At 60.5% G+C, this 24,303-nt stretch carries 25 protein-coding genes; 14 read left to right on the top strand and 11 right to left on the bottom strand.

Annotation, left to right across the window (positions count from 1 at the left end; all coding sequences use genetic code 11):
• Window positions 1-6: 6 nt before the first annotated feature.
• Complete coding sequence (locus tag ACA069_RS00385) at window positions 7-210, bottom strand: twin transmembrane helix small protein (RefSeq protein WP_003220344.1); 204 nt, start codon at window positions 208-210, stop codon at window positions 7-9.
• Between the two features lie 70 nt (window positions 211-280).
• On the opposite strand from ACA069_RS00385, the gene ACA069_RS00380 reads away from it, so the two are divergent.
• The 5 genes from ACA069_RS00380 to ACA069_RS00360 are packed head-to-tail and all read left to right on the top strand — an operon-like array spanning window position 281 to window position 4,189.
• Window positions 281-1,021, top strand: coding sequence for an SURF1 family protein (locus tag ACA069_RS00380; protein WP_497615815.1), 741 nt, complete (start codon window positions 281-283; stop codon window positions 1,019-1,021).
• Window positions 987-1,580: a PA_0111/PP_0108 family redox-active disulfide protein gene (locus tag ACA069_RS00375; protein WP_401268309.1), complete on the top strand. Its 594-nt coding sequence runs from the start codon at window positions 987-989 to the stop codon at window positions 1,578-1,580. Before ACA069_RS00380 ends, ACA069_RS00375 begins: the two co-directional genes overlap by 35 nt.
• A 10-nt stretch (window positions 1,581-1,590) precedes the next feature.
• On the top strand, window positions 1,591-2,670 hold the full coding sequence (locus tag ACA069_RS00370) for a COX15/CtaA family protein (protein ID WP_401268306.1): 1,080 nt from the start codon (window positions 1,591-1,593) through the stop codon (window positions 2,668-2,670).
• Complete coding sequence (gene cyoE / locus ACA069_RS00365) at window positions 2,658-3,557, top strand: heme o synthase (RefSeq protein ID WP_497615812.1); 900 nt, start codon at window positions 2,658-2,660, stop codon at window positions 3,555-3,557. The genes ACA069_RS00370 and cyoE overlap by 13 nt, the downstream gene beginning before the upstream one ends.
• Window positions 3,554-4,189 carry an SCO family protein gene (locus tag ACA069_RS00360; RefSeq protein WP_497615810.1) on the top strand — a complete coding sequence of 212 codons (636 nt, stop codon included), beginning with the start codon at window positions 3,554-3,556 and terminating at the stop codon, window positions 4,187-4,189. The genes cyoE and ACA069_RS00360 overlap by 4 nt, the downstream gene beginning before the upstream one ends.
• Before the next feature lie 242 nt (window positions 4,190-4,431).
• Here ACA069_RS00360 and ACA069_RS00355 read toward each other — a convergent pair whose 3' ends face one another.
• The 3 genes from ACA069_RS00355 to ACA069_RS00345 form a co-directional block, all read right to left on the bottom strand.
• Entirely contained in the window at window positions 4,432-5,202 is a 771-nt protein-coding gene (locus ACA069_RS00355) for a MetQ/NlpA family ABC transporter substrate-binding protein (protein ID WP_489880131.1), read from the bottom strand.
• A gap of 76 nt (window positions 5,203-5,278) precedes the next feature.
• The gene (locus ACA069_RS00350) at window positions 5,279-5,953 is read right to left on the bottom strand and encodes a methionine ABC transporter permease (protein WP_187677300.1); all 675 of its coding nucleotides are present in this window, start codon (window positions 5,951-5,953) and stop codon (window positions 5,279-5,281) included.
• Window positions 5,953-6,960, bottom strand: coding sequence for a methionine ABC transporter ATP-binding protein (locus tag ACA069_RS00345; protein WP_497615808.1), 1,008 nt, complete (start codon window positions 6,958-6,960; stop codon window positions 5,953-5,955). Before ACA069_RS00345 ends, ACA069_RS00350 begins: the two co-directional genes overlap by 1 nt.
• A 259-nt stretch (window positions 6,961-7,219) precedes the next feature.
• Between ACA069_RS00345 and katE the strand changes: the two genes are divergently transcribed.
• Window positions 7,220-9,361, top strand: a complete 2,142-nt coding sequence (gene katE / locus ACA069_RS00340) for a catalase HPII (RefSeq protein ID WP_489880132.1) — start codon at window positions 7,220-7,222, stop codon at window positions 9,359-9,361.
• 75 nt (window positions 9,362-9,436) lie between these two features.
• Here katE and ACA069_RS00335 read toward each other — a convergent pair whose 3' ends face one another.
• Genes ACA069_RS00335 through ACA069_RS00320 form a run of 4 tightly spaced genes read right to left on the bottom strand, consistent with a single transcriptional unit; the run spans window position 9,437 to window position 12,236 of the window.
• Window positions 9,437-10,150, bottom strand: a complete 714-nt coding sequence (locus ACA069_RS00335; protein WP_187677297.1) for a PA5502 family lipoprotein — start codon at window positions 10,148-10,150, stop codon at window positions 9,437-9,439.
• Window positions 10,151-10,187: 37 nt separating this feature from the next.
• Window positions 10,188-10,976: a zinc ABC transporter permease subunit ZnuB gene (gene znuB, locus ACA069_RS00330; protein ID WP_041073699.1), complete on the bottom strand. Its 789-nt coding sequence runs from the start codon at window positions 10,974-10,976 to the stop codon at window positions 10,188-10,190.
• Window positions 10,969-11,754: a zinc ABC transporter ATP-binding protein ZnuC gene (znuC, locus tag ACA069_RS00325; RefSeq protein ID WP_187677296.1), complete on the bottom strand. Its 786-nt coding sequence runs from the start codon at window positions 11,752-11,754 to the stop codon at window positions 10,969-10,971. The genes znuB and znuC overlap by 8 nt, the downstream gene beginning before the upstream one ends.
• A complete protein-coding gene (locus ACA069_RS00320; protein WP_007911760.1) occupies window positions 11,754-12,236 on the bottom strand; it encodes a Fur family transcriptional regulator in 483 nt (160 codons plus the stop codon). The genes znuC and ACA069_RS00320 overlap by 1 nt, the downstream gene beginning before the upstream one ends.
• A 66-nt stretch (window positions 12,237-12,302) precedes the next feature.
• On the opposite strand from ACA069_RS00320, the gene ACA069_RS00315 reads away from it, so the two are divergent.
• Entirely contained in the window at window positions 12,303-13,223 is a 921-nt protein-coding gene (locus ACA069_RS00315) for a zinc ABC transporter substrate-binding protein (protein ID WP_187677295.1), read from the top strand.
• Between the two features lie 90 nt (window positions 13,224-13,313).
• On the opposite strand, the gene ACA069_RS00310 is transcribed toward ACA069_RS00315, so the two are convergent.
• The gene (locus tag ACA069_RS00310; RefSeq protein ID WP_497615804.1) at window positions 13,314-14,267 is read right to left on the bottom strand and encodes a homoserine kinase; all 954 of its coding nucleotides are present in this window, start codon (window positions 14,265-14,267) and stop codon (window positions 13,314-13,316) included.
• A gap of 60 nt (window positions 14,268-14,327) precedes the next feature.
• Window positions 14,328-14,618 (bottom strand): DUF2782 domain-containing protein, encoded by a 291-nt coding sequence (locus tag ACA069_RS00305; protein WP_187677293.1) that lies wholly within the window; start codon window positions 14,616-14,618, stop codon window positions 14,328-14,330.
• Window positions 14,619-14,692: 74 nt separating this feature from the next.
• Here ACA069_RS00305 and polA point away from each other — a divergent pair, with 74 nt between their 5' ends.
• Window positions 14,693-17,497 carry a DNA polymerase I gene (polA, locus tag ACA069_RS00300; protein ID WP_497615801.1) on the top strand — a complete coding sequence of 935 codons (2,805 nt, stop codon included), beginning with the start codon at window positions 14,693-14,695 and terminating at the stop codon, window positions 17,495-17,497.
• A gap of 283 nt (window positions 17,498-17,780) precedes the next feature.
• Here polA and yihA read toward each other — a convergent pair whose 3' ends face one another.
• Window positions 17,781-18,437: a ribosome biogenesis GTP-binding protein YihA/YsxC gene (gene yihA, locus ACA069_RS00295; protein WP_401268283.1), complete on the bottom strand. Its 657-nt coding sequence runs from the start codon at window positions 18,435-18,437 to the stop codon at window positions 17,781-17,783.
• A 217-nt stretch (window positions 18,438-18,654) separates the two neighbouring features.
• Between yihA and ACA069_RS00290 the strand changes: the two genes are divergently transcribed.
• The 6 genes from ACA069_RS00290 (at window position 18,655) to ACA069_RS00265 (ending at window position 24,259) form a co-directional block, all read left to right on the top strand.
• Window positions 18,655-18,927: a c-type cytochrome gene (locus ACA069_RS00290; RefSeq protein WP_187677290.1), complete on the top strand. Its 273-nt coding sequence runs from the start codon at window positions 18,655-18,657 to the stop codon at window positions 18,925-18,927.
• A gap of 32 nt (window positions 18,928-18,959) precedes the next feature.
• The gene (locus ACA069_RS00285; RefSeq protein WP_497615798.1) at window positions 18,960-19,571 is read left to right on the top strand and encodes a c-type cytochrome; all 612 of its coding nucleotides are present in this window, start codon (window positions 18,960-18,962) and stop codon (window positions 19,569-19,571) included.
• A gap of 200 nt (window positions 19,572-19,771) precedes the next feature.
• On the top strand, window positions 19,772-20,413 hold the full coding sequence (locus ACA069_RS00280) for a thiol:disulfide interchange protein DsbA/DsbL (RefSeq protein WP_401268280.1): 642 nt from the start codon (window positions 19,772-19,774) through the stop codon (window positions 20,411-20,413).
• 14 nt (window positions 20,414-20,427) lie between these two features.
• Window positions 20,428-21,306 carry an endonuclease/exonuclease/phosphatase family protein gene (locus tag ACA069_RS00275; protein ID WP_497615796.1) on the top strand — a complete coding sequence of 293 codons (879 nt, stop codon included), beginning with the start codon at window positions 20,428-20,430 and terminating at the stop codon, window positions 21,304-21,306.
• The gene (locus ACA069_RS00270; protein ID WP_497615794.1) at window positions 21,303-23,375 is read left to right on the top strand and encodes a GGDEF domain-containing protein; all 2,073 of its coding nucleotides are present in this window, start codon (window positions 21,303-21,305) and stop codon (window positions 23,373-23,375) included. Before ACA069_RS00275 ends, ACA069_RS00270 begins: the two co-directional genes overlap by 4 nt.
• Before the next feature lie 101 nt (window positions 23,376-23,476).
• The gene (locus ACA069_RS00265) at window positions 23,477-24,259 is read left to right on the top strand and encodes an N-acetylmuramoyl-L-alanine amidase (RefSeq protein ID WP_187677285.1); all 783 of its coding nucleotides are present in this window, start codon (window positions 23,477-23,479) and stop codon (window positions 24,257-24,259) included.
• The last annotated feature ends 44 nt before the right edge of the window (window positions 24,260-24,303 follow it).

Raw genomic sequence — 24,303 nt, 5'->3', positions numbered from 1 at the left:
CCTGGATCACCAAGGCGCGTGCGACACCAGTTGGCCGCTGTAAAAGCCCCAGGCGATCAAGCCGACGGTGGCAGCGGCCAATGCCACCCGAACACTCAAGGCGATGACCAGACGATTCGAGCTGCTGTCGTCCTTGACCAGGAAAAACAGGCCGCTGAACAGGCTGATCACCGTGGCAATCAGCAGCAGAACGATGGCTGCTTTGAGCATGGGAAGACTCCGGGGGACAGGCGATGCACTTGAGTATAGCGATCGCGATGCCTGACTTTATGGCGATGCCATGAAGCGCTTTCGCCCGGGCGTCGTACCGACGGTTGTCGTGGCATTGTTGCTGCCGCTGTTGGTGTCGTTGGGCTTCTGGCAATTGAGCCGGGGGGCGGAGAAAACCGCCCTGCTCGCCAGTTACGCCGAGCGCCGCGCCGCTGAACCGATGGCCAGCAGCGAGTTGCTCAATAGTGCTGAGCCGGCCTATCGCCGCGTGCGTCTTTCCGGCCAGTTCGACGCCGCTCACAGCCTGCTGCTCGACAACAGCCAGCGCAACGGCAAGGTCGGCGTCGAGTTGCTGCAACCGTTTCAGGATCAACGCACCGGCCTGTGGCTGCTGGTCAATCGCGGCTGGCTGCCGTGGCCGGATCGACGCGTGCCGCCGCAATTCACCACACCGTCCGAGGCGCTGAATATCGATGCCTGGGTCTACGTCGCCCCCGGCGCGACCTTCCAGCTTCACGCCGACCCGGCCAGCAGCACTTGGCCGCAAACCATCACCGCCGTCGATCCGGCCAAGTTGTGGAAATCCCTCGAGCGCGACGGCTTCGCCTACGAAGTACGCGCCGAACCCGGCCCGGCGAGCTATCAGGCCGACTGGCCGGTGGTAGCGATGGGGCCGGAAAAACACCTCGGTTACGCCGTGCAGTGGTTCGCCATGGCCACCGCCCTGCTCGGTCTCTACGTCTACTTAGGCTTGCACAACGCAAAGGAGAAACACCATGGGAACGGCCATGAATCCACCCAGCATGTCTGAAGCCAAAGCCCCGGCCAGTCGGCGTCGCGGACGTCTGCAGTTGCTGCTGATCGTGCTCGGCGTGGTCGGCCCGATGATCCTCGCCACCGGCATGTACAAATTGCAGTTCTGGGTGCCGGAAGGCCGCAGTTATCACGGCGAACTGATCGGCAACGGGCAGACACGCGCCGAGCTGGGTGTGCAGGCGGATGAGGAGCGCTGGCAGATGCTGGTGACCGCGCCGAAGGATTGCGCGGTGGATTGCCAGCAGTTGGTGTATCTGGCGCGGCAGATCCAGATCGGCCTCGGCCGCGAAGCCGGGCGCGCCAGCCACGCCCTCGCCGCTGCGCAACCTTTGAGCGCCGACTACCAAGCCAAACTCACCCGCGAATATCCGCAGTTGCAACGCTATCCGCTGGACGCCGCCACGTTCAGCAAGACAACGGGCGACCAGACCACGCCGCAACTGTGGATCATCGACCCCCACGGCAACCTCGTGCTGCGTTACGACCCGAATGTGAAGGGCAAGGATCTGCTCAACGACCTGCGCCACCTGCTGAAACTGTCGAACATCGGATAAGGGCATCGTCATGGCCAAACCTGGATTTCGCCTCGCGCTGTTTGCCACCTTGCTGGCACTGATTGTGGTGCTGCTCGGCGCCTACACCCGCCTGACCCACGCCGGCCTCGGTTGCCCGGACTGGCCGGGCTGCTACGGGTTTATCAGCGTGCCGAAAAGCGAAGCCCAACTGGCCCATGCCGAGCTGCATTTCCCCGACGCGCCGGTGGAGACGCACAAGGGCTGGAACGAGATGATCCACCGCTACTTCGCCGGCGCCCTCGGCCTGCTCATTTCGGTGTTGGCCGGGCGCGCGTGGGTCAATCGTCGCCATCCCGGGCAGCCATTGAAGCTGCCGCTGTTTCTGCTGGCGGTGGTGTTCGCCCAAGCGGCGTTTGGCATGTGGACGGTGACGCTCAAGCTCTGGCCGCAAGTGGTCACCGGGCATTTGCTTGGCGGCTTTGCGACCTTGAGCCTGTTGTTTCTGCTGACGTTGAGATTGTCCGGCGTGCTGCCGGCGCTGACCGTGCCCAAACGCTTGCAGTACTGGGCGACGGCGGGACTGCTGCTGGTGATCGGCCAGATCGCTCTAGGTGGCTGGGTCAGTTCCAACTACGCCGCGGTGGCCTGCATCGATTTCCCCACCTGCCACGGCCAATGGCTGCCGCCCGCCGACTTTGCCAACGGCTTTCACCTGACCCAACACATCGGCCCCAATTACCTCGGCGGACAACTCGACAGCGATGCCCGCACAGCGATTCACCTGACCCACCGCATCGGCGCATTGCTGGTGACGCTGGTGCTGCTCGGTCTGGCCTGGCAACTGAAAGTGGTCGGCATGACCCGGCTGGCCGGTTTGGTGCTGATTGCCCTCGGCGCACAAATCACTCTCGGCATCAGCAACGTGATTTTCCATCTGCCGCTGCCGGTTGCCGTGGCGCACAACGCTGGCGGCGCGGCGCTGCTGCTGACCCTGGTGCTGGTCAATTATCACGCGCGCACCAGCCTGGTCCGGGTCAGACAACCAGTACTCGCGCGCTGGCGCTTCAGCCCGCGTAAACACTCCGCCGCGCCCATAACAATAAAAGGAGAAACGCCATGGCGATTCTGATCGGCGAACGCCCCACTCAGGCGATCTGGCGTGACTATCTGGAGCTGACCAAACCGAAAGTCGTGGTGCTGATGCTCATCACCTCGCTGGTCGGCATGTTCCTCGCGACCCGCGCCGGGGTGCCGTGGACGGTGCTGGTGTTCGGCAATCTGGGCATCGCGCTGTGTGCCGGTGGCGCGGCGGCGGTCAACCATGTGGTGGATCGGCGCATCGATGCAGTCATGGCGCGCACCCATAAGCGGCCGCTGGCAGAGGGCCGGGTTTCGCCTGCTGCGGCGTTGACCTTTGCGCTCGCGCTGGCGTTGCTCGGTCAGGCCTTGCTGCTGACCTTCACCAATCCGCTGACCGCGTGGCTGACCCTAGCCTCCCTGCTCGGCTACGCAGTGATCTACACCGGTTTCCTCAAGCGAGCGACGCCGCAGAACATCGTCATCGGCGGACTCGCCGGCGCCGCGCCGCCGCTGCTCGGCTGGACCGCCGCCACCGGCCATGTCAGCGCCGAACCGTTGCTGCTGGTGCTGATCATCTTCGCCTGGACCCCGCCGCACTTCTGGGCGCTGGCGATCCATCGCAAGGAGGAATATGCCAAGGCCGACATCCCGATGTTGCCGGTCACCCACGGCGAGCACTACACCAAAGTGCATATTCTGCTGTACACCTTCGCGCTGCTGGCGGTGAGCCTGCTGCCGTACGTGATCCACATGAGCGGCGTGCTGTATCTGGTTTGCGCTCTGGTGCTGGGCGCAAGGTTTCTGCAATGGGCCGTGGTGCTGTACCGTGGCACTCGGCCGCACGCGGCGATCAACACCTTCAAGTACTCTATTTGGTACTTGTTCCTGTTGTTCATCGCCCTGCTCGTAGACCACTACTTACTGTTGAACCTATGACTCGAACCCAGAAAACCGTCTTCATCCTCGTCGCCGTGATCGCGCTGATCCTCGGCCTGACCGTCAACAAAGTGCTGAGCGGCAAGGGCCAGGGCGACCCCACCGCGCTGATCGACGCTGGCATCATCCTGCTGCCGCAGAGCCGCACCCTGCCAAACGTGACGATGACTGATCAGGACGGCAAACCGGTCGCCATCGACGAGTTGAAAGGCAAGTGGAGCCTGCTGTTCTTCGGCTACACCTTCTGCCCGGACATCTGCCCGACCACCCTCGCGCAACTGCGCCAGATCAAAAGCGAGTTGCCGAAGGATGCTGTGGATAAGTTGCAGATCGTGCTGGTCAGCGTCGACCCGAACCGGGACAACCCGAAGCAGTTGAAGCAATATCTGGGCTATTTTGATCCGCAGTTCATCGGCCTGACGCCGACCTCGATTGAAGAGCTGCAGAAGGTGGCCAATGCGGTGAGTATTCCGTTTATTCCGGCGGATACCAGCAAGCCGAATTACACGGTTGACCACAGTGGGAATCTGGCGGTGATCGGGCCGGACGGGACGCAGCGTGGGTTTATTCGTGCACCGCTGAACAACGCCAAACTGGTGGCGCAGTTGCCGGTGATGCTTAACCGCAAGTAAGTCACCACAGCAAGCACCGGGAAACCTTTGTGGCGAGGGGATTTATCCCCGATGGGCTGCGCAGCGGCCCCAAACACGGCATTCGCGCACTCACTGATGCACTGCATTCAGGGGTACTGGGACGGCTGCGCCGTCCATCGGGGATAAATCCCCTCGCCACAAATGCGGTGCTACGAGAGCGGTATTTCAGGCAAAAAAAGGGGACGCACATGGCGTCCCCTTCTTCGTTAAAGCAACCAGAATCAGAACGCCGGCAATACCGCACCTTTGTACTTCTCGGTGATGAATTGCTTCACTTCCGGGCTGTGCAGGGCAGCGGCCAGTTTCTTCATCGCGTCGCTGTCCTTGTTGTCCGCACGGGACACCAGGATGTTCACGTATGGCGAGTCGTTACCTTCAATCACCAGCGCATCCTTGGACGGATCGAGCTTGGCTTCCAGCGCGTAGTTGGTGTTGATCAGCGCCAGATCGACTTGGGTCAGCACGCGCGGGATGGTCGCGGCTTCCAGTTCACGGATTTTCAGGTCTTTCGGGTTCTGCGCGATGTCTTTGACGGTCGACAGAATGTTGTTCGGCTCCTTCAGGGTGATCACGCCAGCCTTGGCCAGCAGCAACAGCGCACGGCCGCCGTTGGTGGCGTCGTTCGGGATCACCACGTTGGCACCGCTTGGCAGGTCTTTCAGATCCTTGATCTTGCTGGAATAGGCGCCCAGTGGCTCCAGGTGCACGCCGGTCACGGCAACCAGGCTGGTGCCCTTGGCCTTGTTGAACTCATCGAGGTACGGCTGATGCTGGAAGAAGTTGGCGTCCAGACGCTTTTCGGCAACCTGTACGTTCGGCTGAATGTAGTCGGTGAAGACCTTGACCTTCAGATCCACGCCTTCTTTGGCCAGTGCCGGCTTCACGAACTCGAGGATTTCCGCGTGCGGCACCGGGGTGGCGGCAACGGTCAGGGTTTCGGCGTGGGCCGAAAACGCAGCAACAGCAGCGAAAGCAGCGATCAGTTTTTTCATTCAGCTAACTCCTTTTTGGGCGCCTGTCAGGCGCCTGCCAGCGAATGGCCGGCTCATTCTTGAATATCAAACCGGTTTATTTACGCGAGAAATGCACGACCAGTCTGTCACCTACCATTTGCAGCACTTGCACCAGAATCAACAGCAGCACCACGGTGACGATCATCACGTCAGTCTGGAAACGCTGGTAGCCGAAGCGGATCGCCAAGTCACCCAGACCACCGGCGCCGACCACACCGGCCATCGCCGTGTAGGACACCAGTGTAATCGCCGTCACCGTAATCGCCGCGAAGATGCCCGGACGGGCTTCCGGCAGCAACGCGTTCATGATGATTTGCCGGGTGGTCGCGCCCATCGACTGGGTCGCTTCGATGATGCCGCGATCGACTTCACGCAGCGCAGTCTCGACCAGACGCGCGAAGAACGGCGTGGCACCCACCACCAGCGGCGGAATCGCACCGGCCACGCCCAGCGACGTGCCGGTGATCAGCACGGTGAACGGGATCATCACGATCAACAGAATAATGAACGGCAGCGACCGCAGGATGTTCACCGCCAGCGACATGAACGCGTAGAGGGCGCGGTTTTCCAGCAACTGGCGCGGACTGCAGAGAAACAGCAGCACGCCCAGCGGCAGGCCAAGCAAAACGGTAAACAACAGCGAGCCACCGAGCATCAGCATGGTGTCGCCCGTCGCCAGCCAGATTTCAAACCAGTCGATGTTTTCGAAGAACGTCTTGAGCAGTTCCATTAACGGAGCACCTCCATGTGAACGTCAGCGGCGGTGAAGCGGGCGAACGCCGCTTCCATGTCGCCACCGGTGACGGCGAGGGTCAATTGCCCGTACGGAATGTCTTTGATGCGGTCGATGCGACCAGCAAGGATGCTGTAGTCGACACCGGTTTCCCGGGCGACGGTACCGAGCAACGGCGCGTAGGTCGCTTCGCCCTGGAAAGTCAGACGCACGATACGACCCGGCACGTGAGCGAAGTCATCGCGCTGTTCGCTTTCGTCGATCTGCTCGCTCTCCTGGACGAAACGCTTGGTGGTCGGGTGCTTCGGATGCAGGAACACATCGGCCACCGAACCTTGCTCGACGATCACGCCGGCATCCATCACGCCCACCTGATCGCACACACGGCGGATCACATCCATCTCGTGGGTGATCAGGACGATGGTCAGTTTCAGCTCGCGGTTGATCTCGGCCAGCAGTTGCAAGACCGAAGCGGTGGTCTGCGGGTCGAGGGCGCTGGTGGCTTCGTCACACAGCAGAATCTTTGGCTTGGTCGCCAGGGCGCGGGCGATGCCGACGCGCTGCTTCTGGCCACCGGACAACTGCGCCGGGTATTTCTTGGCGTGGTCGGACAGACCGACGCGCGCCAGCAACTCGGCGACGCGCTTGTCGATTTCGCTGCTCGACAGCTCGCCGGCCAGGGTCAGCGGCAACGCAACGTTGTCAGCCACAGTCTTGGACGCGAGCAGGTTGAAGTGCTGGAAGATCATCCCGACTTGCTGGCGGAAACGGCGCAGGCCGTTGGCATCCAGCGCGGTGACTTCTTCGCCGTCGACGATGATTTTGCCGCCACTGGATTCTTCCAGGCGATTGATCAGACGCAGCAGGGTACTTTTTCCCGCACCGGAATGGCCGATCAGGCCGAAAACCTGACCGTTCTCGATCGAGAAGTTGGTCGGGTGCAGGGCGGGGATGTCCTTACCGGCGACGCGGTAAGTCTTGTGGACGTTTTGAAACTCGATCACGTAGCGAACCTTGTGGGGCGCGTTAGAAAAGGATCAGCGGTTAGCCGGGCGCGCATTTTAGCCTGTCCGTATAGAGGTTCTTAGCATTTATTTCTCAATTAACCTTCGATTTGGCAATAACAAGATCAAAGGTCATAAAAAAGGAACGCCGGTTCCTTCTCGTCAGTCACTAGTTAAGCGACTTGAAACCCTGGGTAACCGTGCCCGGAAACGCTCAAGAGTCCCCGTTGAAAGGGGTCAAACGAGGAGTTTACGTCTGATGAGTACCAAGAAACCTGCCTCCGGCAAAAGTGAACTGGCTGGAACCGACACCCCGGATCGCGCCAACACCAATAGCAAACTCGACAGTCTGGAGAAATTTCGCTCCGACGCCACCGGCCAGGCCCTGCGCACCAACCAGGGCGTGAAAATCGCCGACAATCAGAACACCCTCAAGGCCGGCCCCCGCGGGCCTTCGCTGCTGGAAGACTTCATCATGCGTGAAAAGATCACGCACTTTGACCATGAGCGAATCCCGGAGCGCATCGTCCACGCCCGTGGCACCGGCGCCCATGGTTTCTTCCAGGCTTACGAGAATCATGCGGCGCTGACCAAGGCCGGATTCCTCCAGGATCCGGGGAAAAAGACCCCGGTGTTCGTGCGCTTTTCCACCGTGCAGGGGCCACGCGGCTCCGGCGACACGGTGCGTGACGTGCGCGGCTTCGCCGTAAAGTTCTTCACCGACGAAGGCAACTTCGATCTGGTCGGCAACAACATGCCGGTGTTCTTCATTCAGGATGCGATCAAGTTTCCCGATTTCGTCCATGCGGTAAAACCCGAGCCGCACAATGAAATCCCTACCGGCGGATCGGCCCACGACACGTTCTGGGACTTCGTTTCGCTGGTGCCGGAATCGGCGCACATGGTCATCTGGGCGATGTCCGACCGGGCGATCCCGAAAAGCCTGCGCAGCATGCAAGGCTTCGGTGTGCACACCTTCCGCCTAGTCAATGCCGAGGGCAAATCACGCTTCGTCAAATTCCACTGGCGCCCTACCGCCGGCACTTGCTCGCTGGTGTGGGACGAGGCTCAGAAGCTCGCCGGTAAAGACACCGACTACCACCGTCGCGATCTCTGGGAAGCCATCGAGATGGGCGACTACCCGGAATGGGAGTTGGGCGTGCAAATCATCGAAGAAGAAAACGAGCACGACTTCGATTTCGATATCCTCGACCCGACCAAGCTGATCCCTGAAGAAATCGTGCCGATCACGCCGCTGGGCAAAATGACCCTCAACCGCAATCCCGACAATTACTTTGCCGAGACTGAACAGGTTGCGTTCTGCCCGGGCCATATCGTCCCGGGGATCGACTTCTCCAATGACCCATTGTTGCAAGGTCGACTGTTTTCCTACACCGATACGCAAATCAGCCGACTCGGCGGGCCGAACTTCCATGAGTTGCCAATCAACCGCCCGGTCGCACCGTTCCATAACGGCCAGCGCGATGCTCAGCACCGTACGGTGATCGACAAGGGCCGTGCGTCCTACGAGCCGAACTCGATTGATGGCGGCTGGCCGAAAGAAACCCCGCCGGCCGCGCAGGACGGCGGTTTCGAGACATACCCGGAACGCATCGACGCCGCCAAGATTCGCCAGCGCAGCGAGTCGTTCAGTGACCACTTCTCCCAGGCACGGCTGTTCTTCAACAGCATGAGCGCGCACGAGAAAGAACACATCATCGCCGCCTACAGCTTTGAGCTGGGCAAGGTAGAACGAGAGTTCATCCGCGCGCGGGAAGTGAACGAGATTCTGGCCAATATCGATCTGGAACTGGCCAAACGCGTGGCGGACAACCTGGGCCTGCCGGCGCCCACCAAAGGCACGGTCGAGGTACGCAAAACGTCCTTTGATCATTCGCCGTCGCTTAGTCAGGCCAATCTGTTGCCGGAAAACATCAAGACGCGAAAAGTCGCGATTCTTGCTGCCAACGGCGTCGATGGTGCGGCGATTGATGCGATGAAGAAAGCTTTGGCCGCTGAAGGGGCGCACGCCAAGTTGCTCGGCCCGACGTCGGCACCAGTGAAGACCGCCGATGGCAAAAGCCTGCCGGTGGATGCGTCGATGGAAGGCATGCCTTCGGTGATCTTCGATGCGGTGTTCGTGCCAGGTGGCGCGGCGTCGATCAAGGCGTTGAGCGGTGATGGTGTGGCGTTGCATTACCTGCTGGAGGCGTACAAGCATCTGAAGGCGATTGCCTTGCAGGGTGAAGCGAAGCAAATGCTGGATGTGTTGAAGCTGGAGGCGGATGCCGGGTTGCTGGAGGGCAAGGATGTCGCGGCGCTGACCAAGCCGTTCTTTGCCGCGATCGGGCAACACCGGGTTTGGGCGCGGGAGCCTAAGGCCAAAGCCGTTCCGGCCTAAAGGACGCTTTCGCGAGCAGGCTGACTCCCACAAGTTCACGCTGTACCTGTGGGAGCGAGCCTGCTCGCGAAGCTTTTAGGGTTTACGCGGACTCAAAACCATCTGCGCCGGCACAGTGCGCAAAATCTGCTTCTCGATCTTCAGATCAAAATCCGGATTCAATTTCTTCACCCGCTTGGTCAGCAAATTGGCCAGCCATGGGTAATCATCGGTGCGGGGTGCCTGGATGCTCACGGCACACTCGTAATTCACTACATCAGCGGCGATCGCATCCAGTTGCCGACGAAGTTTATGGCTATCGGTGATGTTCAACGCAACGGTGGTGCTTTCGGCGGTCGGATCGATCACCTTGGCTTTTGGCTTGGCTTCTGCCGCCAGCAGTGCGGCTTCGGCCTTCTCAAGCTCAGCCTTGCGCGCTTCGGTAATGGCACCATTCACACCACCGGTCAGCGCCGGGGCCTTTGGCATCAACACGCGCGCACGGCTCAACGCGGTGGCAGCAGCGTTTACATCACCCTTCTGCAGGACGATCTGGCTGCGGCGCAAATACGCTTCGGCCAATTGCCGCTGATATTGCTCAAGGGATTGATCGTTGGGGGTTTCGGCCTGCAAGGCGGCCAATTGATCTTCGGCCGTGGCCAGTTCGCTGCTGGCCAGGCTTTGCTCCAGCTGTGCGATGGCCGTAGCCCGCGCATCGGGGACTTCGGCCACCGGCGGCGTGCTTTGGCAGGCGCCCAGCAGCACTGAAAATGCGACAAGGAGCAGATAACGGGAGGCGAACGGCTTCATTCCTGCGACTCTCTAATTGCGCAAAAAGCGAGCAAGTCTACACCCCTCGACGGGGCAGAACAAAACTCAGCAGAAACAGTGCGGCCGCCGTCACAACGATTGACGGCCCGGCCGGGGTGTCCTTGAACCACGACAACGCCAGTCCGCCACACACGGCGAGCATGCCCAGCAGGCTCGCGCCCAGTGCCATCTGCTCCGGCGACCGGGCGTGACGCTGTGCCGCAGCCGCCGGGATGATCAACAGCGACGTAATCAGCAACACACCGACGATTTTCATCGCCACGGCGATCACCACTGCAATCAACAGCATCAGCGCCATGCGCAGACCGGCGACCGGCAGGCCTTCGACCTTGGCCAGCTCTTCATGCACGGTGATCGCCAGCAATGGCCGCCACAGCGTCACCAGCAACACCAGCACCGCCGCGCTGCCGCCGAGGATCCACGCCAGATCAGTCGGGCTGATCGCCAGCAGGTCGCCGAACAGATAGGCCATCAGGTCGATCCGCACTTCATGCATGAAGCTTAGTACTACAAGTCCGAGAGAGAGGGTGCTTGGTGCGAGAATTCCCAAAAGCGTGTCAGACGCTAGCGGCTGACGCTGTTGCAAGGTCACCAGCAGCACCGCCAGCAGCAGACAGCCGACCGTGACCGCGACCGTAGGACTGACATCCAGCAGAAAACCCAGCGCCACACCGAGCAATGCGGCGTGAGACAAGGTATCGCCGAAATAGGCCATGCGCCGCCAGACCACAAACGAGCCGAGCGGCCCTGCAACCACCGCCAGCGCCAAACCTGCAAGCAGGGCATACAACAGAAAATCAGCCATGCTTGCAGTTGTCTCCATGAACATGGGGTTGGCCCGCAACAGGGCCTTTGACCACCGAACCGTGCAGGTCGTGGGCGTGGTCATGATGGTGGTGATAAATCGCCAGGCTCTGGGCGTTCTTGCCGAACAGTTCGACGAAAGCCGGGTCGCCGCTGACTTGCTCGGGATGCCCGGAGCAGCAAACGTGGCGATTGAGACAGACCACCTGATCGGTAGTGCTCATCACCAGATGCAGATCGTGAGAGACCATCAACACGCCGCAACCGTGGCGGTCGCGCAGACGGGTGATCAGGCTGTACAACTCGGCTTGGCCCGCGACGTCTACGCCCTGTACCGGCTCGTCGAGCACCAGCAATTCCGGTTCGCGCAGCAGCGCCCGGGCCAGTAGCACGCGCTGCATTTCACCGCCGGAAACGCTCTGCACCGGGCTGTCGATGACGTGCTCGGCGCCGACTTCTTTCAATGCAGCCAGCGCACGCGGACGATCAACGCCCGGCACCAGCCGCAGAAAGCGCAGCACCGAGAGCGGTAAGGTCGGATCGACATGAAGTTTTTGCGGCATGTAGCCGACGCGCAGTTTCGGTTTGCGCCAGACGCTGCCGCTGTCCGGTTTCAACAGCCCGAGTACGGCGCGCACCAGCGTGGTCTTGCCGGCGCCGTTGGGGCCGATCAGGGTGACGATCTGCCCCGGCTCGACGCTCAGCTCGATGTTGTCCAGCACGGTCTGTCCGGCAAACGTGACGGCGACCTGCTCCAGACGGATCAGCGCGTTGCTCATCAAGCCCCCTGGCAACCAGAGCAGAGGCCGACCACTTCGACGGTCTGCGCCTCAACGATGAAGCCGACATCCTTGGCGCTGTTGATGATCGCGTCACTGATCACTTTTTGTTCAAGCTCAATGGCAGCATGGCAATCGCGGCAGATCAGGAACTGGCCTTGATGCGCGTGTTCCGGATGAACACAGCCGACGAAGGCGTTGAGCGAGGAGATGCGATGCACCAGGCCGTTTTCCAGGAGGAAATCCAGCGCGCGGTAGACGGTCGGCGGCGCGGCGCGGCGACCGTCCTGCTCGCTGAGTACGGCGAGGATGTCGTAGGCACCCAGCGGCTTGTGGCTCTGCCACACCAGTTCCAGCACCCGGCGGCGCAACGCGGTCAGGCGCAAACCTTTCTGGGCGCACAAGGTATCGGCCTCGGACAAAGCGCTGTGTACGCAATGAGAGTGGTCGTGGGGACGGCTGGCAATCGGTGTAATAGGCATGGGCGGCGACGAGTTTTGATAGAGACGTTATTATGTTACCCGTTCTCGCCTCCTTGAGTGGTCATCGTGTCCCGACTTTTTTCTGTTTTTGTGGCTTTTGTCGCCAGTTTTCTGCTGATCGGTTCAGCCCAGGCCGAGGTCAAAGTCCTCACCAGCATCAAACCGCTACAGCTTATTGCCGCTGCCGTGCAGGACGGCGTAGCGATTCCCGAAGTGCTGCTGCCGCCGGGTGCCTCACCGCATAACTACGCGCTGCGCCCATCCGACGTACGGAAGGTGCAATCGGTTGATCTGCTCTACTGGATCGGCCCGGACATGGAAGGTTTCCTGCCGCGCGTGCTGAAGGGTCGTACGCTGCCGAGCGTCGCCGTGCAGGATCTGCCGGGCCTGAAATTGCGCCACTTCGCAGAAGACAGCCATTCCCACGCTGAAGAGGCTGACGATCATGATCACGATCACCGCCCGGGCACGCTGGACGCACATCTGTGGCTATCGCCGGTCAACGCGCGGGTAATTGCCGACAAAATGGCCGCTGACCTGAGCGCCGCCGACCCAGCGAATGCCGAGCGCTACCAGAGCAACGCCAAGGCTTTCGACGAACGCCTGGATGCGTTGGATCTGCGCCTGAAGAAACGACTGACCAGTGTCGAAGGCAAACCGTACTTCGTGTTTCACGAGGCTTTCGATTACTTCGAAGAGGCTTACGGCCTGAACCACACCGGAGTGTTCAGCGTGGCCGCAGAGGTGCAACCGGGCGCGCAGCATGTGGCGGCGATGCGTAAGCGTTTGCAGGAAGTGGGTAAGACTTGCGTGTTCAGCGAACCGCCGCTGCGCCCGCGTCTGGCGGAAACCCTGGTGGCCGGGTTGCCAGTGAAATTGGCAGAGCTGGATGCGCTGGGCGGTTACACCCCGGCGACCGCTCAGGGTTATGAACAAGTGCTGGAAAAGCTGGGTAACGATCTGGCGGGGTGCCTGGAGTCGTTGTAACTCCAGCATCGGTGTTGCCCCATTCGCGAGCAGGCTCGCTCCCACATGGATCACTAAAATCCTGTGGGAGCGAGCCTGCTCGCGAAGCTTTTAAAGGGCGAAAGGCAACGGCGTATTAACCTGCTGCCGCTGCGCCAACCGCTGCTCAAACTCCTTCGGTTCGTGAATCAGCACGTCCTGCCCGGCAAACTGCTCAGCCGCGATCAACCGCGACAGCCAGAACCGCACACAAGCCACGCGCAGCATGGTCGGCCACAACTCTGCTTCTACCGCCGTGAACGGACGCAGCGCCGCATAGGCACCGAGGAATGCCCGGGCACGCGGGCCGTCGATCAAGCCGTCATCGTCCGAGCACCAGTCGTTCAAGGCAATCGCCACGTCATAGAGCATCGGCCCCGAGCAGGCGTTGTAGAAGTCGATCAGCCCGGTCAGGTGCGTACCTTCGAACATCGCGTTGTCACGGAACAAGTCGGCGTGGATGTTGGCCCGTGGCAGTGCGAGAATTTTCTCTTTCTGCTGAGTGATTTCATCCAGCGCTTTTTGCAGCAACGCGCGCGGCTCATCGCTCAGGTGCGAGAGAAACTCCGTGCCCTCCTCCAGCATCCAGTCCAGGCCACGATCGGTCTTGCGCTTGATCATGTGCTCGCCCTGGGTCGCCAGATGCAGATGCGCCTGCAACTCGCCAACCTGCGCGCAATGCTGGGCGTTAGCGACCTTGATGTGCTTGCCGGCCAAACGTGGCTGCAGCACCGCCGGTTTGCCTTTCAGTTCACGCAACGCCACGCCGTCGGTGGTGCGCAGTGCATAAGGCACAGGCAGATCAGCCTCGTGCAAGACGTCGAGCAGGTCGATGAAGAACGGCATTTCCTGCACGGGACCGCGTTCGACCAGGGTCAGGACGAACTCGCCCTGCTCCAGACTGATAAAGAAATTGGTGTTTTCGCTGCCGGCGGCGATCCCCTGGAAATCAAGCAGACGGCCAAGCCCGTAAGGGGCGAGAAAAGTTTCCAGCTCGGGCCGAGCCAGGGGAGTGAACACAGACATGGTTAAAAACTGCTCAGTTCGGGCGCCGCTATAAAAGCGGCGCCGATTAAAATTAAGAGACTACTTCCATTCGAAAATCTTCCACGACGGAATCAGCATATCTGGCTGATCCGAACGGATGAAATTGGCATCCGTCCCGTCGGCACGCACCAGAAAATAAGGCGGCGCGCCCTTTACCGTGACCTTGATCGCATACAGGAAACCGTTTTGCCGGTACTCCTGAATCGTCTTGTCGCCTTCCGTGCGAATGGTGACTTCCGGATCCCCCGTTGGCGCATCATCCGCCGCCATCGCGGCCAATGGTGAGGCAGCAATCAAACTGACCAGCAGCAAGCGATTTAACGTACGCATGATAACCTTGTCCCTTTGTCGTCAACGGTCCCGCTATTCTAGCGCCGGGCCCGCCGAAAAGGTTGATTCTGCTCATGAGCCAAGCCCCCCTCGTCCTGGTGGACGGTTCGTCTTACCTGTACCGCGCTTTCCACGCCCTGCCTCCTTTGACCACCTCCAAAGGCCTGCCGACCGGCGCGGTCAAGGGCGTGCTGAACATGCTCAAGAGTCTGCGCAAGCAGTACCCGGACAGCCCGTTCGCCGTGGTTTTCGACGCCAAGGGCGGGACATTTCGCGATGAGATGTACGCCGAATACAAGGCCAACCGCCCAAGCATGCCCGACGACATGCGCGTACAGATCGAGCCACTGCACCAGAGCGTGATCGCCCTCGGCTTCCCGCTGCTGTGCGTGGAAGGCGTCGAGGCCGACGATGTGATCGGCACACTGGCGCGCAGCAGCGCGGCTGCTGATCGCCCGGTGATCATCTCCACCGGCGACAAGGACATGGCGCAATTGGTCGACGGCCACATTACCTTGGTCAACACCATGTCCGGTAGCTCGATGGACGTGGAGGGCGTGAAGGAGAAATTCGGCGTCGCACCCGAGCAGATCATCGATTATCTGGCCCTGATGGGCGACTCTTCCGACAACATCCCGGGTGTTCCCGGCATCGGCCCGAAGACCGCGTCCGGCCTGTTGGTCGGCGTCAACGGCGGCCTGACCGAGTTGTACGCGAATCTCGACATCGTCCCGACCCTGCCGATTCGCGGCGCCAAGACCCTGCCGGCCAAGCTCGAAGAGCACAAGGAGATGGCGTTCCTCTCCTACCAATTGGCGACCATCAAGGTCGACGTGCCGCTCGACGTAGAACTCGACGATCTGCAAATGGGCGCGGAAGACCCGGCCAAGCTCTACGAGTTGTACACCCTGCTGGAATTCAAAAGCTGGATCAATGATCTGGATCGCGACGCCAAGCGCCTGGAACTGAGCGCTGCCGCCGCGCCTGCACCAGCAGGCGACCTGTTCAGCGCGCCAGAAGCCGAAGCGCCAGCCGCCCCCGCTGAAGCCGCCTATGAAACCATCCTCGATCAGGCCCGCTTCGACGTCTGGCTGGAAAAGCTCAAGAACGCCAAGTTGTTCGCCTTCGACACCGAAACCACCGGCATCGACGCGCAGCAGGCGCAACTGGTCGGTCTGTCGTTCGCCGTGCAGGCCAACGAAGCAGCCTACATTCCGCTGACTCACTCCTACATCGGCGTGCCGGAGCAACTGGATCGCGACACCGTGCTGCGCGCGCTCAAGCCGATTCTGGAAGACCCGACCAAGCTCAAGGTCGGCCAGCACGCCAAGTTCGACATGAACATTCTGGCCAACTGCGCCATCGGCGGCGATCAGAACGAAGGCATCACCGTGCGCGGCATCGCTTTCGACACCATGCTTGAGTCCTACGTGCTCAACTCCACCGCCACCCGCCACGACATGGACAGCCTCGCGCAGAAGTACCTGGATCACACCACCGTGAGTTTCCAGGACATTGCCGGCAAAGGCGCCAAGCAGCTGACTTTCGACCAGATCGCTCTGGAACAGGCCGGGCCATATGCCGCTGAAGATGCCGACATCACTTTGCGTCTGCATCAAACCCTGTTCGAAAAACTCAGCGCGATCCCGAGCCTGGCCAGCGTGCTCACCGACATCGAAATCCCGCTGGTGCCAGTGCTGGCGCGGATAGAGCGTCAGGGCGCGTTCGTCGACGCCGAGCTGCTGGGCATCCAGAGCATCGAACTGGGCAACAAGATGGTGGCACTGGAGCGCGAAGCGTTCGAGATCGCCGGCGAAGAATTCAACCTTGGCTCGCCCAAGCAACTGGGCGTGATTCTCTACGAGAAACTTGGCCTGCCGGTTTTGAAAAAAACTGCCAAGGGCCAGCCGTCCACCGCCGAAGAAGTGCTGGCGAAACTGGCCGAAGACGATCATCGCTTGCCAAAAGTGCTGATGGAGCACCGGTCGATGAGCAAGCTGAAAAGCACTTACACCGATCGCCTGCCGGAGCAGATCAACCCGCGTACCGGGCGCATTCACACCTCGTATCATCAGGCCGTGGCATCGACTGGTCGCTTGTCCTCCAGCGATCCAAACCTGCAGAACATTCCGGTGCGTACCGCTGAAGGTCGGCGCATCCGTCAGGCCTTCGTCGCGCCAAAGGGTTACAAACTGCTGGCGGCGGACTATTCGCAGATCGAACTGCGGATCATGGCGCACCTGTCCAAGGACGAAGGCCTGATGAATGCCTTCCGCAACAATCTGGATGTACACACTGCGACCGCCGCTGAAGTGTTCAAGGTCGAACTCAACGAGGTGACCTCCGACCAGCGCCGTGGCGCCAAGGCGATCAACTTCGGCCTGATCTATGGCATGGGCGCGCAGAAGCTCGGCAAGGACATCGGCGTCGACACCAAAACGGCCAAGGCCTACATCGATACCTACTTCGCTCGTTACCCGGGCGTGCGCGAGTACATGGATCGCACCCGCGCCCAGGCGGCGGATCAGGGCTACGTAGAAACGTTCTTCGGTCGTCGCCTGTACCTGCCGGAGATCAACTCCAACAAGCCGCAGGAACGCGCCGCCGCCGAACGCACGGCGATCAACGCGCCGATGCAGGGCACCGCAGCAGACATCATCAAGAAAGCCATGGTGGCGGTGGATAACTGGCTGGCGACGTCCGGGCTGGACGCCAAAGTCATCCTGCAGGTGCACGATGAACTGGTGCTGGAGGTTCGCGAGGATCTGGTCGAGCAGGTCAGCGTCGAGATTCGTCAGCACATGAGCGAAGCAGCCAAGCTGGATGTGCCGCTGCTGGTGGAAGTCGGCGTGGGCAACAACTGGGATGAGGCTCACTGAGCCATTTGAAGGTGATTTTGCCGCGGCGTGGCGTCGCGGCAAAAACCTCGAAAAGCGCTTAGTCAGAAAAGCTCTTGGGGTTATTCCAAAGCTTTTTGAAAAAAATCTGAACTAATCTTGCAGACGACTACTCAGAGTTACTGAATGGCTGGTGAAGCCCTTCGATGCTCCTATGTTGTGTTAAGTGTTGGCAGATATCTGAACCCCGCCCTAGCGGTTCGGAACTTGAACCCCGGAACTTCTCCCTCCCCATATGAAGTCCGGGGCTTTTTTTGCCTGCGATTTACTCAGCAGGCAGCTCTCCAGGCAATTCTGATCCCTTGTCAGCCAGTTCCATCCAGCCAGCCAATACAGTGTAGGCGTCTTCCAGCCCCATGCGTTTCGGCGCGGAGAACAGCTGGATCGTCACCAGATCACCCCACCCCTTGCGAATTTCCGACTGCACTTTGAGCAGCGTGTTCTTGGCTGCGCCATAAGTCAGCTTGTCCGCTTTGGTCAGCAGGATGTGCATCGGCATGCCGGCCGCAACGGCCCAGTCGAGCATCAGCAGGTCGAAGTCGGTCATTGGATGACGGATGTCCATCATCAGAATCAACCCCTTCAAACTCTCGCGGCCACCGAGGTAAGCCTCAAGGTGACGCTGCCAGTGCATCTTCAGCGGGATCGGTACTTTTGCATAACCGTAGCCCGGCAGGTCGACCAGACGCCGATCATCGTCTAGCTTGAAGAAGTTCAACAGCTGTGTGCGACCCGGGGTTTTCGAGGTCCGCGCCAGGCTGGCGTGAGTCAGGGTGTTCAGGGCGCTGGATTTGCCGGCGTTGGAACGACCGGCGAAGGCCACTTCAAAGCCTTCGTCGTCGGGACACTGATCGACTTTGGCCGCACTGAGCATAAACGTGGACTGTTGGCACAGGCCGAGGATGGGATTTTTGAGCTGCATGGGATTTCCGATGTGGGCGGCGCCGGGAATGGGCGCGGAACGCGGTGTCGCTTCCGTTTCAGTGACGCCAGTATATAATGCCGCAGATTTTGTGTGTGCTTTGTCCCAGCGAAGGATGAAGTACACGAGAGCGACAGACCTTGATTGCGCATTAGAACGCAAAACGCTCTCAACCCTGAAAAGGTCGTTTCAATGGCTGCTGGCTACCGGAGTCTTGATGCCGCTTTACAGCGCACAGGCTACACAGGATCCGGAAGCCGTGTACAACCGTGTTTGTAGTGCCTGTCATTCCGGCCAACTGCCCATGGCGCCCGAAAGAGGCGATGAGGCAGCCTGGACGCCGAGGTTGGCGAAGGGTATGGGGACGCTGGTACGACACGTGACCCAGGGTTTCAAGGCGATGCCGCCGCGTGGTTTGTGCATGGACTGCAGTGCCGAGGATTACCAGGCCATCATCCTTTGGATGAGCGCGAGTAAGCCCGGTCCATAACTCTTAACCCTTAGCCGTAGTTGGATTAGCTGATGAACAAATTGATCGTGAGTCTGCTGTTGACCGTGGGAATCTCAGGTTTCGCCCATGCTGCAGGTGATGCAGCAGCCGGCCAGGCAAAAGTTGCCGTATGCGGAGCCTGTCATGGCCCGGACGGGAACAGCATGGCGCCAAGTTTTCCAAAACTGGCCGGCCAGGGTGAACGCTACCTGACCAAGCAACTGCACGATATCAAGTCGGGCAAACGCGTCGTTCTGGAAATGACCGGGCTGTTGACCAACCTGAGCGATCAGGATCTGGCTGACATGGCCGCGTACTTCGCCAGCCAGAAAGGCAGCGTCGGCGCCGCCGATCCGAAGCTGGTCGCACGCGGTGAAGCGCTGTTCCGGGGCGGCAACCTGACCAAGGGTCTGCCAGCCTGTACAGGTTGCCATTCGCCGAACGGTACCGGTAACGCCGCCGCCGGTTTCCCGCATCTGGGTGGCCAACACGCTCAATACATCGCCAAACAGCTGACCGATTTCCGCAAGGAAGAAGGCGGCCGCACCAACGACGGCGACACCATGACCATGCAGACCATCGCCAAACGCCTGAGCGACGAAGACATTGCAGCGGTCTCCAGTTACATTCAAGGTCTGCACTAAGGGCCCCGGATCAAGCGTTTCAGGCGATGGACATCTCTTGCAACGTTAACGCTCGATTAATCCGTCGCAGCAAGTATAAAAAGGGTGGCTTTGGCCGCCCTTTTTTGTGGCCGCTGCCGTTACACTACAGAACTCATGCCCGCCAGGACCTGTCTGAAAACAGGTCGCGCGAGGCGACCAAAATTGTCCAGGAGTAAAGCATGCGTAATCTGATCATCAGCGCCGCCCTCGTCGCTGCCAGCCTGTTCGGCGTGACCGCCCAGGCCGCTGAAGCCCCTGCCGCACCTTATGTTGAACTGGCTAACCCGGTGCCAGTGGCAGAGCCTGGCAAGATCGAAGTGGTCGAGCTGTTCTGGTACGGCTGCCCGCACTGCTACGCCTTTGAGCCGGTGATCAACCCATGGGTCGAAAAACTGCCTAAAGATGTGAATTTCGTGCGCATTCCTGCCATGTTCGGCGGCCCTTGGGACGCTCACGGCCAGATGTTCCTGACGCTGGAAGCGATGGGTGTGGAGCACAAGGTTCACGCTGCTGTGTTCGAAGCCATCCAGAAACAACACAAAAAGCTGGTTACTCCAGAAGAGATGGCTGACTTCCTCGCCACCCAAGGCGTCGACAAGGACAAGTTCCTGGCCACGTTCAACTCTTTCGCCATCAAGGGCCAGATTGTAAAAGCCAAAGAACTCGCCAAGAAGTATGAAATCACTGGCGTTCCAACCATGATCGTCAACGGCAAGTACCGCTTCGATATCGGCTCCGCCGGCGGTGCCGAACAGGCTCTGAAACTGGCCGACCAACTGGTCGCCAAAGAGCGCGCGACCAACAAGGCTGCTGCCAACTAAGCGCGGCAACCGCCATGCGCCGCTGGAAGACCGAACGCACCGTTGGCCTGCATGATCCGCAGGTCAACGAGCATCACCTGGCGTCTACGGGCCTGCCAGCAGACCAGCGTCTGCGCTTGCTCAGCTTCAACATCCAGGTCGGTATCAGCACCGAGCGTTATCGACATTACCTGACGCGCAGCTGGCAGCATTTGCTGCCGCACACCGGGCGCTCAGGCAATTTGCAGAAGATTGGCGACCTGCTCGGCGACTTCGATCTGGTCGCCCTGCAGGAAGCCGACGGCGGCAGCCTGCGCTCAGGCTATGTCAATCAAGTCGAACACCTGGCTCATCTCGGAGCCTTCCCCTACTGGTATCAACAACTCAATCGCAACCTCGGTCGACTGGCCCAGCACAGCAACGGCGTGCTCAGTCGTCTGCGCCCGTGGGCGATTGAAGATCACCCGCTGCCCGGCCCGAAAGGTCGCGGGGCAATTCTGCTGCGCTTCGGCGAAGGACCGGAAGCACTGGTGGTGGTGATGATGCACCTGGCCCTCGGCGCACGAGTGCGCAGCCTGCAACTGGCTTACATTCGTGACCTGATCAGTGGCTATAAACATCAAGTGTTGATGGGCGACATGAACACCCATGCCAGCGATCTACTACAGCATTCTCCGTTACGCGATCTCGGCTTGCTGGCCCCGCAAGTGGAAGCGACATTCCCCAGCTGGCGCCCTCAGCGCTGCCTTGATCATATTTTGCTCAGCCCGACCCTGACCCTGGAAAAGGTCGAAGTGCTGGCCCAACCCATTTCCGATCACCTGCCGGTCGCGGTAGAGATTCGTCTGCCGGGTTCGCTCACGGCCGATGCATTGCCCGCGTTGAGCCCTGCCCCTCGCGGAACCCCTGAATGAGCGACGACGCCCAGCGCTGGAAAGAGAAGTACCTCAAAAGCATCGAACAACAAGACAAGCTCGAACGTCGCTGGGCCGCACGGCTCGACTTGCTGCGCCGAGGCCTGGTGCGCAGCACGCTGGCGGCCGAAGGCACCGACCGAGTGGTTGATCAATGCATGAAAGAGATGCGCGACGTAGTGCGCACCGACGACATGGACGCCGGCCTCGCCGCCCTGTTGCCACGCCTGGAAAAAGCCGTGCTCGATTCCGAGCAGCGCCGCGAGACCCGCATTGATCAGGTCAGCACTGCGCTGACTTCGCTGGTGGCACAATTGCAGGCGTTGCCACTGCCGCGGGAGGTCGCCCAGCCACTGAAGAAGTTTGCCAAGCAACTGGATGGGCGCGTCGGACAAGCGCGGGAAATGCCGCTACTGCTGAGTGAACTGAGCGGTTTGCAGGGCAAGGCGTTGAGTCAGTTGGAGACGCCGGCAGAGCCAGGACGCCCGGGGTTGTTGCAGCGGCTGTTTGGCACTCGTGAAAGTGAGGAGGCGACGACTCCGGTTGCTCCTGCGCCTGAGCCGGCCGCCCCCGTCGAGCAACCGCACGCCGCGCCTGAACCTGAATCCGAACCGGTGCAAGCCGCCCCAGCCCCCATCGCTGCGCCAACAGTGGTCGCTCCGGCGATCAAAGAAGCTGCGCCCGTTGCAGCCATCGAGGCGACAACCGCTGCGGCTCCGCTTCAAGCCGAACCCGACGTGGTCGCTTTCGTTCCGCCCAAGGTCTTCTCCGAATCGGTCATCGCTCCGACGGAAGCAGAAGCCATCGAGCCAGCGGTTACAGCACCAGCCCCCGTTCCGGCTCCGGCTCCAGTGCCACCCGCGGCCTTCAACCCCGACGAGTTGATTCATCCTGGCGATCCAGCACCGCTGATCCTCGACAGCCTGCCCCTGCCCGAACCTATTGCTCAGGCACTGGCTGCCATCGACCCGGAGCAAGCCGAGCACGACATTCTTTTCGCCTTGCCGGATTCCCCGGAGCCGTCCTATAGCTCCGTGGCCAAACACATCGAGGACACGCTGATCGGTCTGCTCGACGACCTGACGCTGCCAGAACGCCACCGTCCGCAAGCCGAGGCCATGCGCGAACGGCTGAAACACGGCTTGAACTGGTACGAACTGATCCCGATCCTCGACGATCTCGCAACATTGATGCTGGCCATCACCGACAGCGGCCAGCACGAATTCGAAGCCTACTTGCAGCAACTCAACGAACGCCTCGAAGCGTTTCAGAGCAACCTGCAAGCCGCCAGCGAAGGCCATGCCGACAACAGCTCGGCAGCGCGGGCGATGGACACGCAGATCCGCGAGCAAGTCGACGGTTTGCAGACCAGCGTGCAGGAAGCAGCGGATCTGGATGACCTCAAGCAGGTGCTGGAGAACCATCTGGAAGGCTTGCTCGGCACCATGGATCAACACCAGAAACAGCGCGACGCCCGTGAGCAGGAAGTGGCGGCGCGGCTCAAAGGTCTGTCCGAACGCGTGGCGCACATGGAGCAAGAGGCACAGGGCTTCCGCGAGCACCTTGAAGAACAGCGCCAGAAAGCCCTCATCGACCCGCTCACCGGCCTGCCAAACCGCGCGGCCTGGAGCGAACGGCTTGAGCATGAGATCAAGCAGTGGCAGCAACACGGCAACACCCTGAGCCTGGCGATGCTCGACCTTGATCACTTCAAGCGGATCAATGACAACTATGGCCACCTGGCTGGCGACAAAGTGCTGAAGATCATCGCAACCGTGCTGCGCAAACGCCTGCGCGGGTCAGATTTCATTGCCCGTTTCGGCGGCGAAGAGTTCGTCCTGCTGCTACCGGCGACCCCGCCAGCGGTCGGAGCGAAACTGCTGGAAACCCTGCGTGCAGCGATCGAAGCCTGCCCGTTCCACTTCAAAGGCGAACGGGTGACGATCACGATTTCCATGGGACTGGCGACGTTCAGATCGGGAGAACACAGTGATCTGGTGTTGAAAAGAGCCGATCAGGCGCTTTATCGCGCAAAAAATGCAGGGCGCAATCGCGTCGAGCTAGGCTGAGCAAATTGTTCCATTTTGTTTAAATCCGCCCGCTGACCGTCTTCACGCAAGGCAGTACGTTACACTGTTGCATTACTGTCTTGTGTGTACTGCCTTCTGCCATGAAATTCTTTGCCCTCCTCGCGTCTCTTCTTGTTCTGGCCGGTTGCGCCAGCGGCCCGCGTTATGACACCAGCCATCCTTCAGTCAATTACGACAGCCGCATCCAGTTCGTGGTCGTGCATTACACCTCGACTTCGCTGGAGCGTTCGCTGCAACTGTTGACCCATGGTGAAGTCAGCAGCCATTACCTGATCGGCGACGACAAGAGCGCCACCGTCTACAAGTTGATGGACGAAAACCAGCGCGCCTGGCATGCCGGTGAAAGCCAGTGGCAGGGCCGCACGTGGCTGAACTCAAGCTCGATCGGCATCGAAATCGTCAACCCCGGCTTCAAGGACACCCCGACCGGGCGCCTTTGGTATCCGTACAGCGAGGCGCAGATTCAATCGCTGATCGTCCTGCTCAAGGACATCAGCAAGCGCAACGGCATCAGCCCACGGCACATCATTGGTCACAGCGACATCGCTCCATTGCGCAAGCTTGATCCGGGCCCGCTGTTCCCGTGGAAGCGTCTCGCCGCCGAAGGCTTGGGCATATGGCCCAACGAGCAAGCCGTGGCACGCCAGCAAGCGCTGTTCAACAATAGCGAACTGCCGAGTATCAGTTGGTTCCAGGGGCAATTGGCGCGTCTTGGTTACGACACGCCGCAGACCGGCGAACTGGACGTCGCAACGCGCCACGTCCTCGCGGCCTTCCAGATGCACTTCCGCCCTTCGCGCTTCGACGGCACGCCGGACGCACAAACGGCTGCGCTGCTGCTGGTACTCAATCAGACAAAATAATGACGCCCGCCCGACGGTCAGGGCGAAATTGCAATCAGCAGCTA

The organism is Pseudomonas sp. LBUM1652, from assembly GCF_059716105.1.
The sequence above is the reverse complement of the archived record's forward strand: the minus strand, read 5'-3'. Positions and strand labels throughout refer to the sequence as shown.

What these genes read in the sequence shown, in the direction of transcription:
- ACA069_RS00385 (WP_003220344.1), bottom strand. Translation starts at nt 210, where the DNA reads ATGCTCAAAGCAGCCATCGTTCTGCTGCTGATTGCCACGGTGATCAGC.
- ACA069_RS00380 (WP_497615815.1), top strand. Translation starts at nt 281, where the DNA reads ATGAAGCGCTTTCGCCCGGGCGTCGTACCGACGGTTGTCGTGGCATTG.
- ACA069_RS00375 (WP_401268309.1), top strand. Translation starts at nt 987, where the DNA reads ATGGGAACGGCCATGAATCCACCCAGCATGTCTGAAGCCAAAGCCCCG.
- ACA069_RS00370 (WP_401268306.1), top strand. Translation starts at nt 1,591, where the DNA reads ATGGCCAAACCTGGATTTCGCCTCGCGCTGTTTGCCACCTTGCTGGCA.
- cyoE (WP_497615812.1), top strand. Translation starts at nt 2,658, where the DNA reads ATGGCGATTCTGATCGGCGAACGCCCCACTCAGGCGATCTGGCGTGAC.
- ACA069_RS00360 (WP_497615810.1), top strand. Translation starts at nt 3,554, where the DNA reads ATGACTCGAACCCAGAAAACCGTCTTCATCCTCGTCGCCGTGATCGCG.
- ACA069_RS00355 (WP_489880131.1), bottom strand. Translation starts at nt 5,202, where the DNA reads ATGAAAAAACTGATCGCTGCTTTCGCTGCTGTTGCTGCGTTTTCGGCC.
- ACA069_RS00350 (WP_187677300.1), bottom strand. Translation starts at nt 5,953, where the DNA reads ATGGAACTGCTCAAGACGTTCTTCGAAAACATCGACTGGTTTGAAATC.
- katE (WP_489880132.1), top strand. Translation starts at nt 7,220, where the DNA reads ATGAGTACCAAGAAACCTGCCTCCGGCAAAAGTGAACTGGCTGGAACC.
- ACA069_RS00335 (WP_187677297.1), bottom strand. Translation starts at nt 10,150, where the DNA reads ATGAAGCCGTTCGCCTCCCGTTATCTGCTCCTTGTCGCATTTTCAGTG.
- znuB (WP_041073699.1), bottom strand. Translation starts at nt 10,976, where the DNA reads ATGGCTGATTTTCTGTTGTATGCCCTGCTTGCAGGTTTGGCGCTGGCG.
- znuC (WP_187677296.1), bottom strand. Translation starts at nt 11,754, where the DNA reads ATGAGCAACGCGCTGATCCGTCTGGAGCAGGTCGCCGTCACGTTTGCC.
- ACA069_RS00320 (WP_007911760.1), bottom strand. Translation starts at nt 12,236, where the DNA reads ATGCCTATTACACCGATTGCCAGCCGTCCCCACGACCACTCTCATTGC.
- ACA069_RS00310 (WP_497615804.1), bottom strand. Translation starts at nt 14,267, where the DNA reads ATGTCTGTGTTCACTCCCCTGGCTCGGCCCGAGCTGGAAACTTTTCTC.
- ACA069_RS00305 (WP_187677293.1), bottom strand. Translation starts at nt 14,618, where the DNA reads ATGCGTACGTTAAATCGCTTGCTGCTGGTCAGTTTGATTGCTGCCTCA.
- polA (WP_497615801.1), top strand. Translation starts at nt 14,693, where the DNA reads ATGAGCCAAGCCCCCCTCGTCCTGGTGGACGGTTCGTCTTACCTGTAC.
- yihA (WP_401268283.1), bottom strand. Translation starts at nt 18,437, where the DNA reads ATGCAGCTCAAAAATCCCATCCTCGGCCTGTGCCAACAGTCCACGTTT.
- ACA069_RS00290 (WP_187677290.1), top strand. Translation starts at nt 18,655, where the DNA reads ATGCCGCTTTACAGCGCACAGGCTACACAGGATCCGGAAGCCGTGTAC.
- ACA069_RS00285 (WP_497615798.1), top strand. Translation starts at nt 18,960, where the DNA reads ATGAACAAATTGATCGTGAGTCTGCTGTTGACCGTGGGAATCTCAGGT.
- ACA069_RS00280 (WP_401268280.1), top strand. Translation starts at nt 19,772, where the DNA reads ATGCGTAATCTGATCATCAGCGCCGCCCTCGTCGCTGCCAGCCTGTTC.
- ACA069_RS00275 (WP_497615796.1), top strand. Translation starts at nt 20,428, where the DNA reads ATGCGCCGCTGGAAGACCGAACGCACCGTTGGCCTGCATGATCCGCAG.
- ACA069_RS00270 (WP_497615794.1), top strand. Translation starts at nt 21,303, where the DNA reads ATGAGCGACGACGCCCAGCGCTGGAAAGAGAAGTACCTCAAAAGCATC.
- ACA069_RS00265 (WP_187677285.1), top strand. Translation starts at nt 23,477, where the DNA reads ATGAAATTCTTTGCCCTCCTCGCGTCTCTTCTTGTTCTGGCCGGTTGC.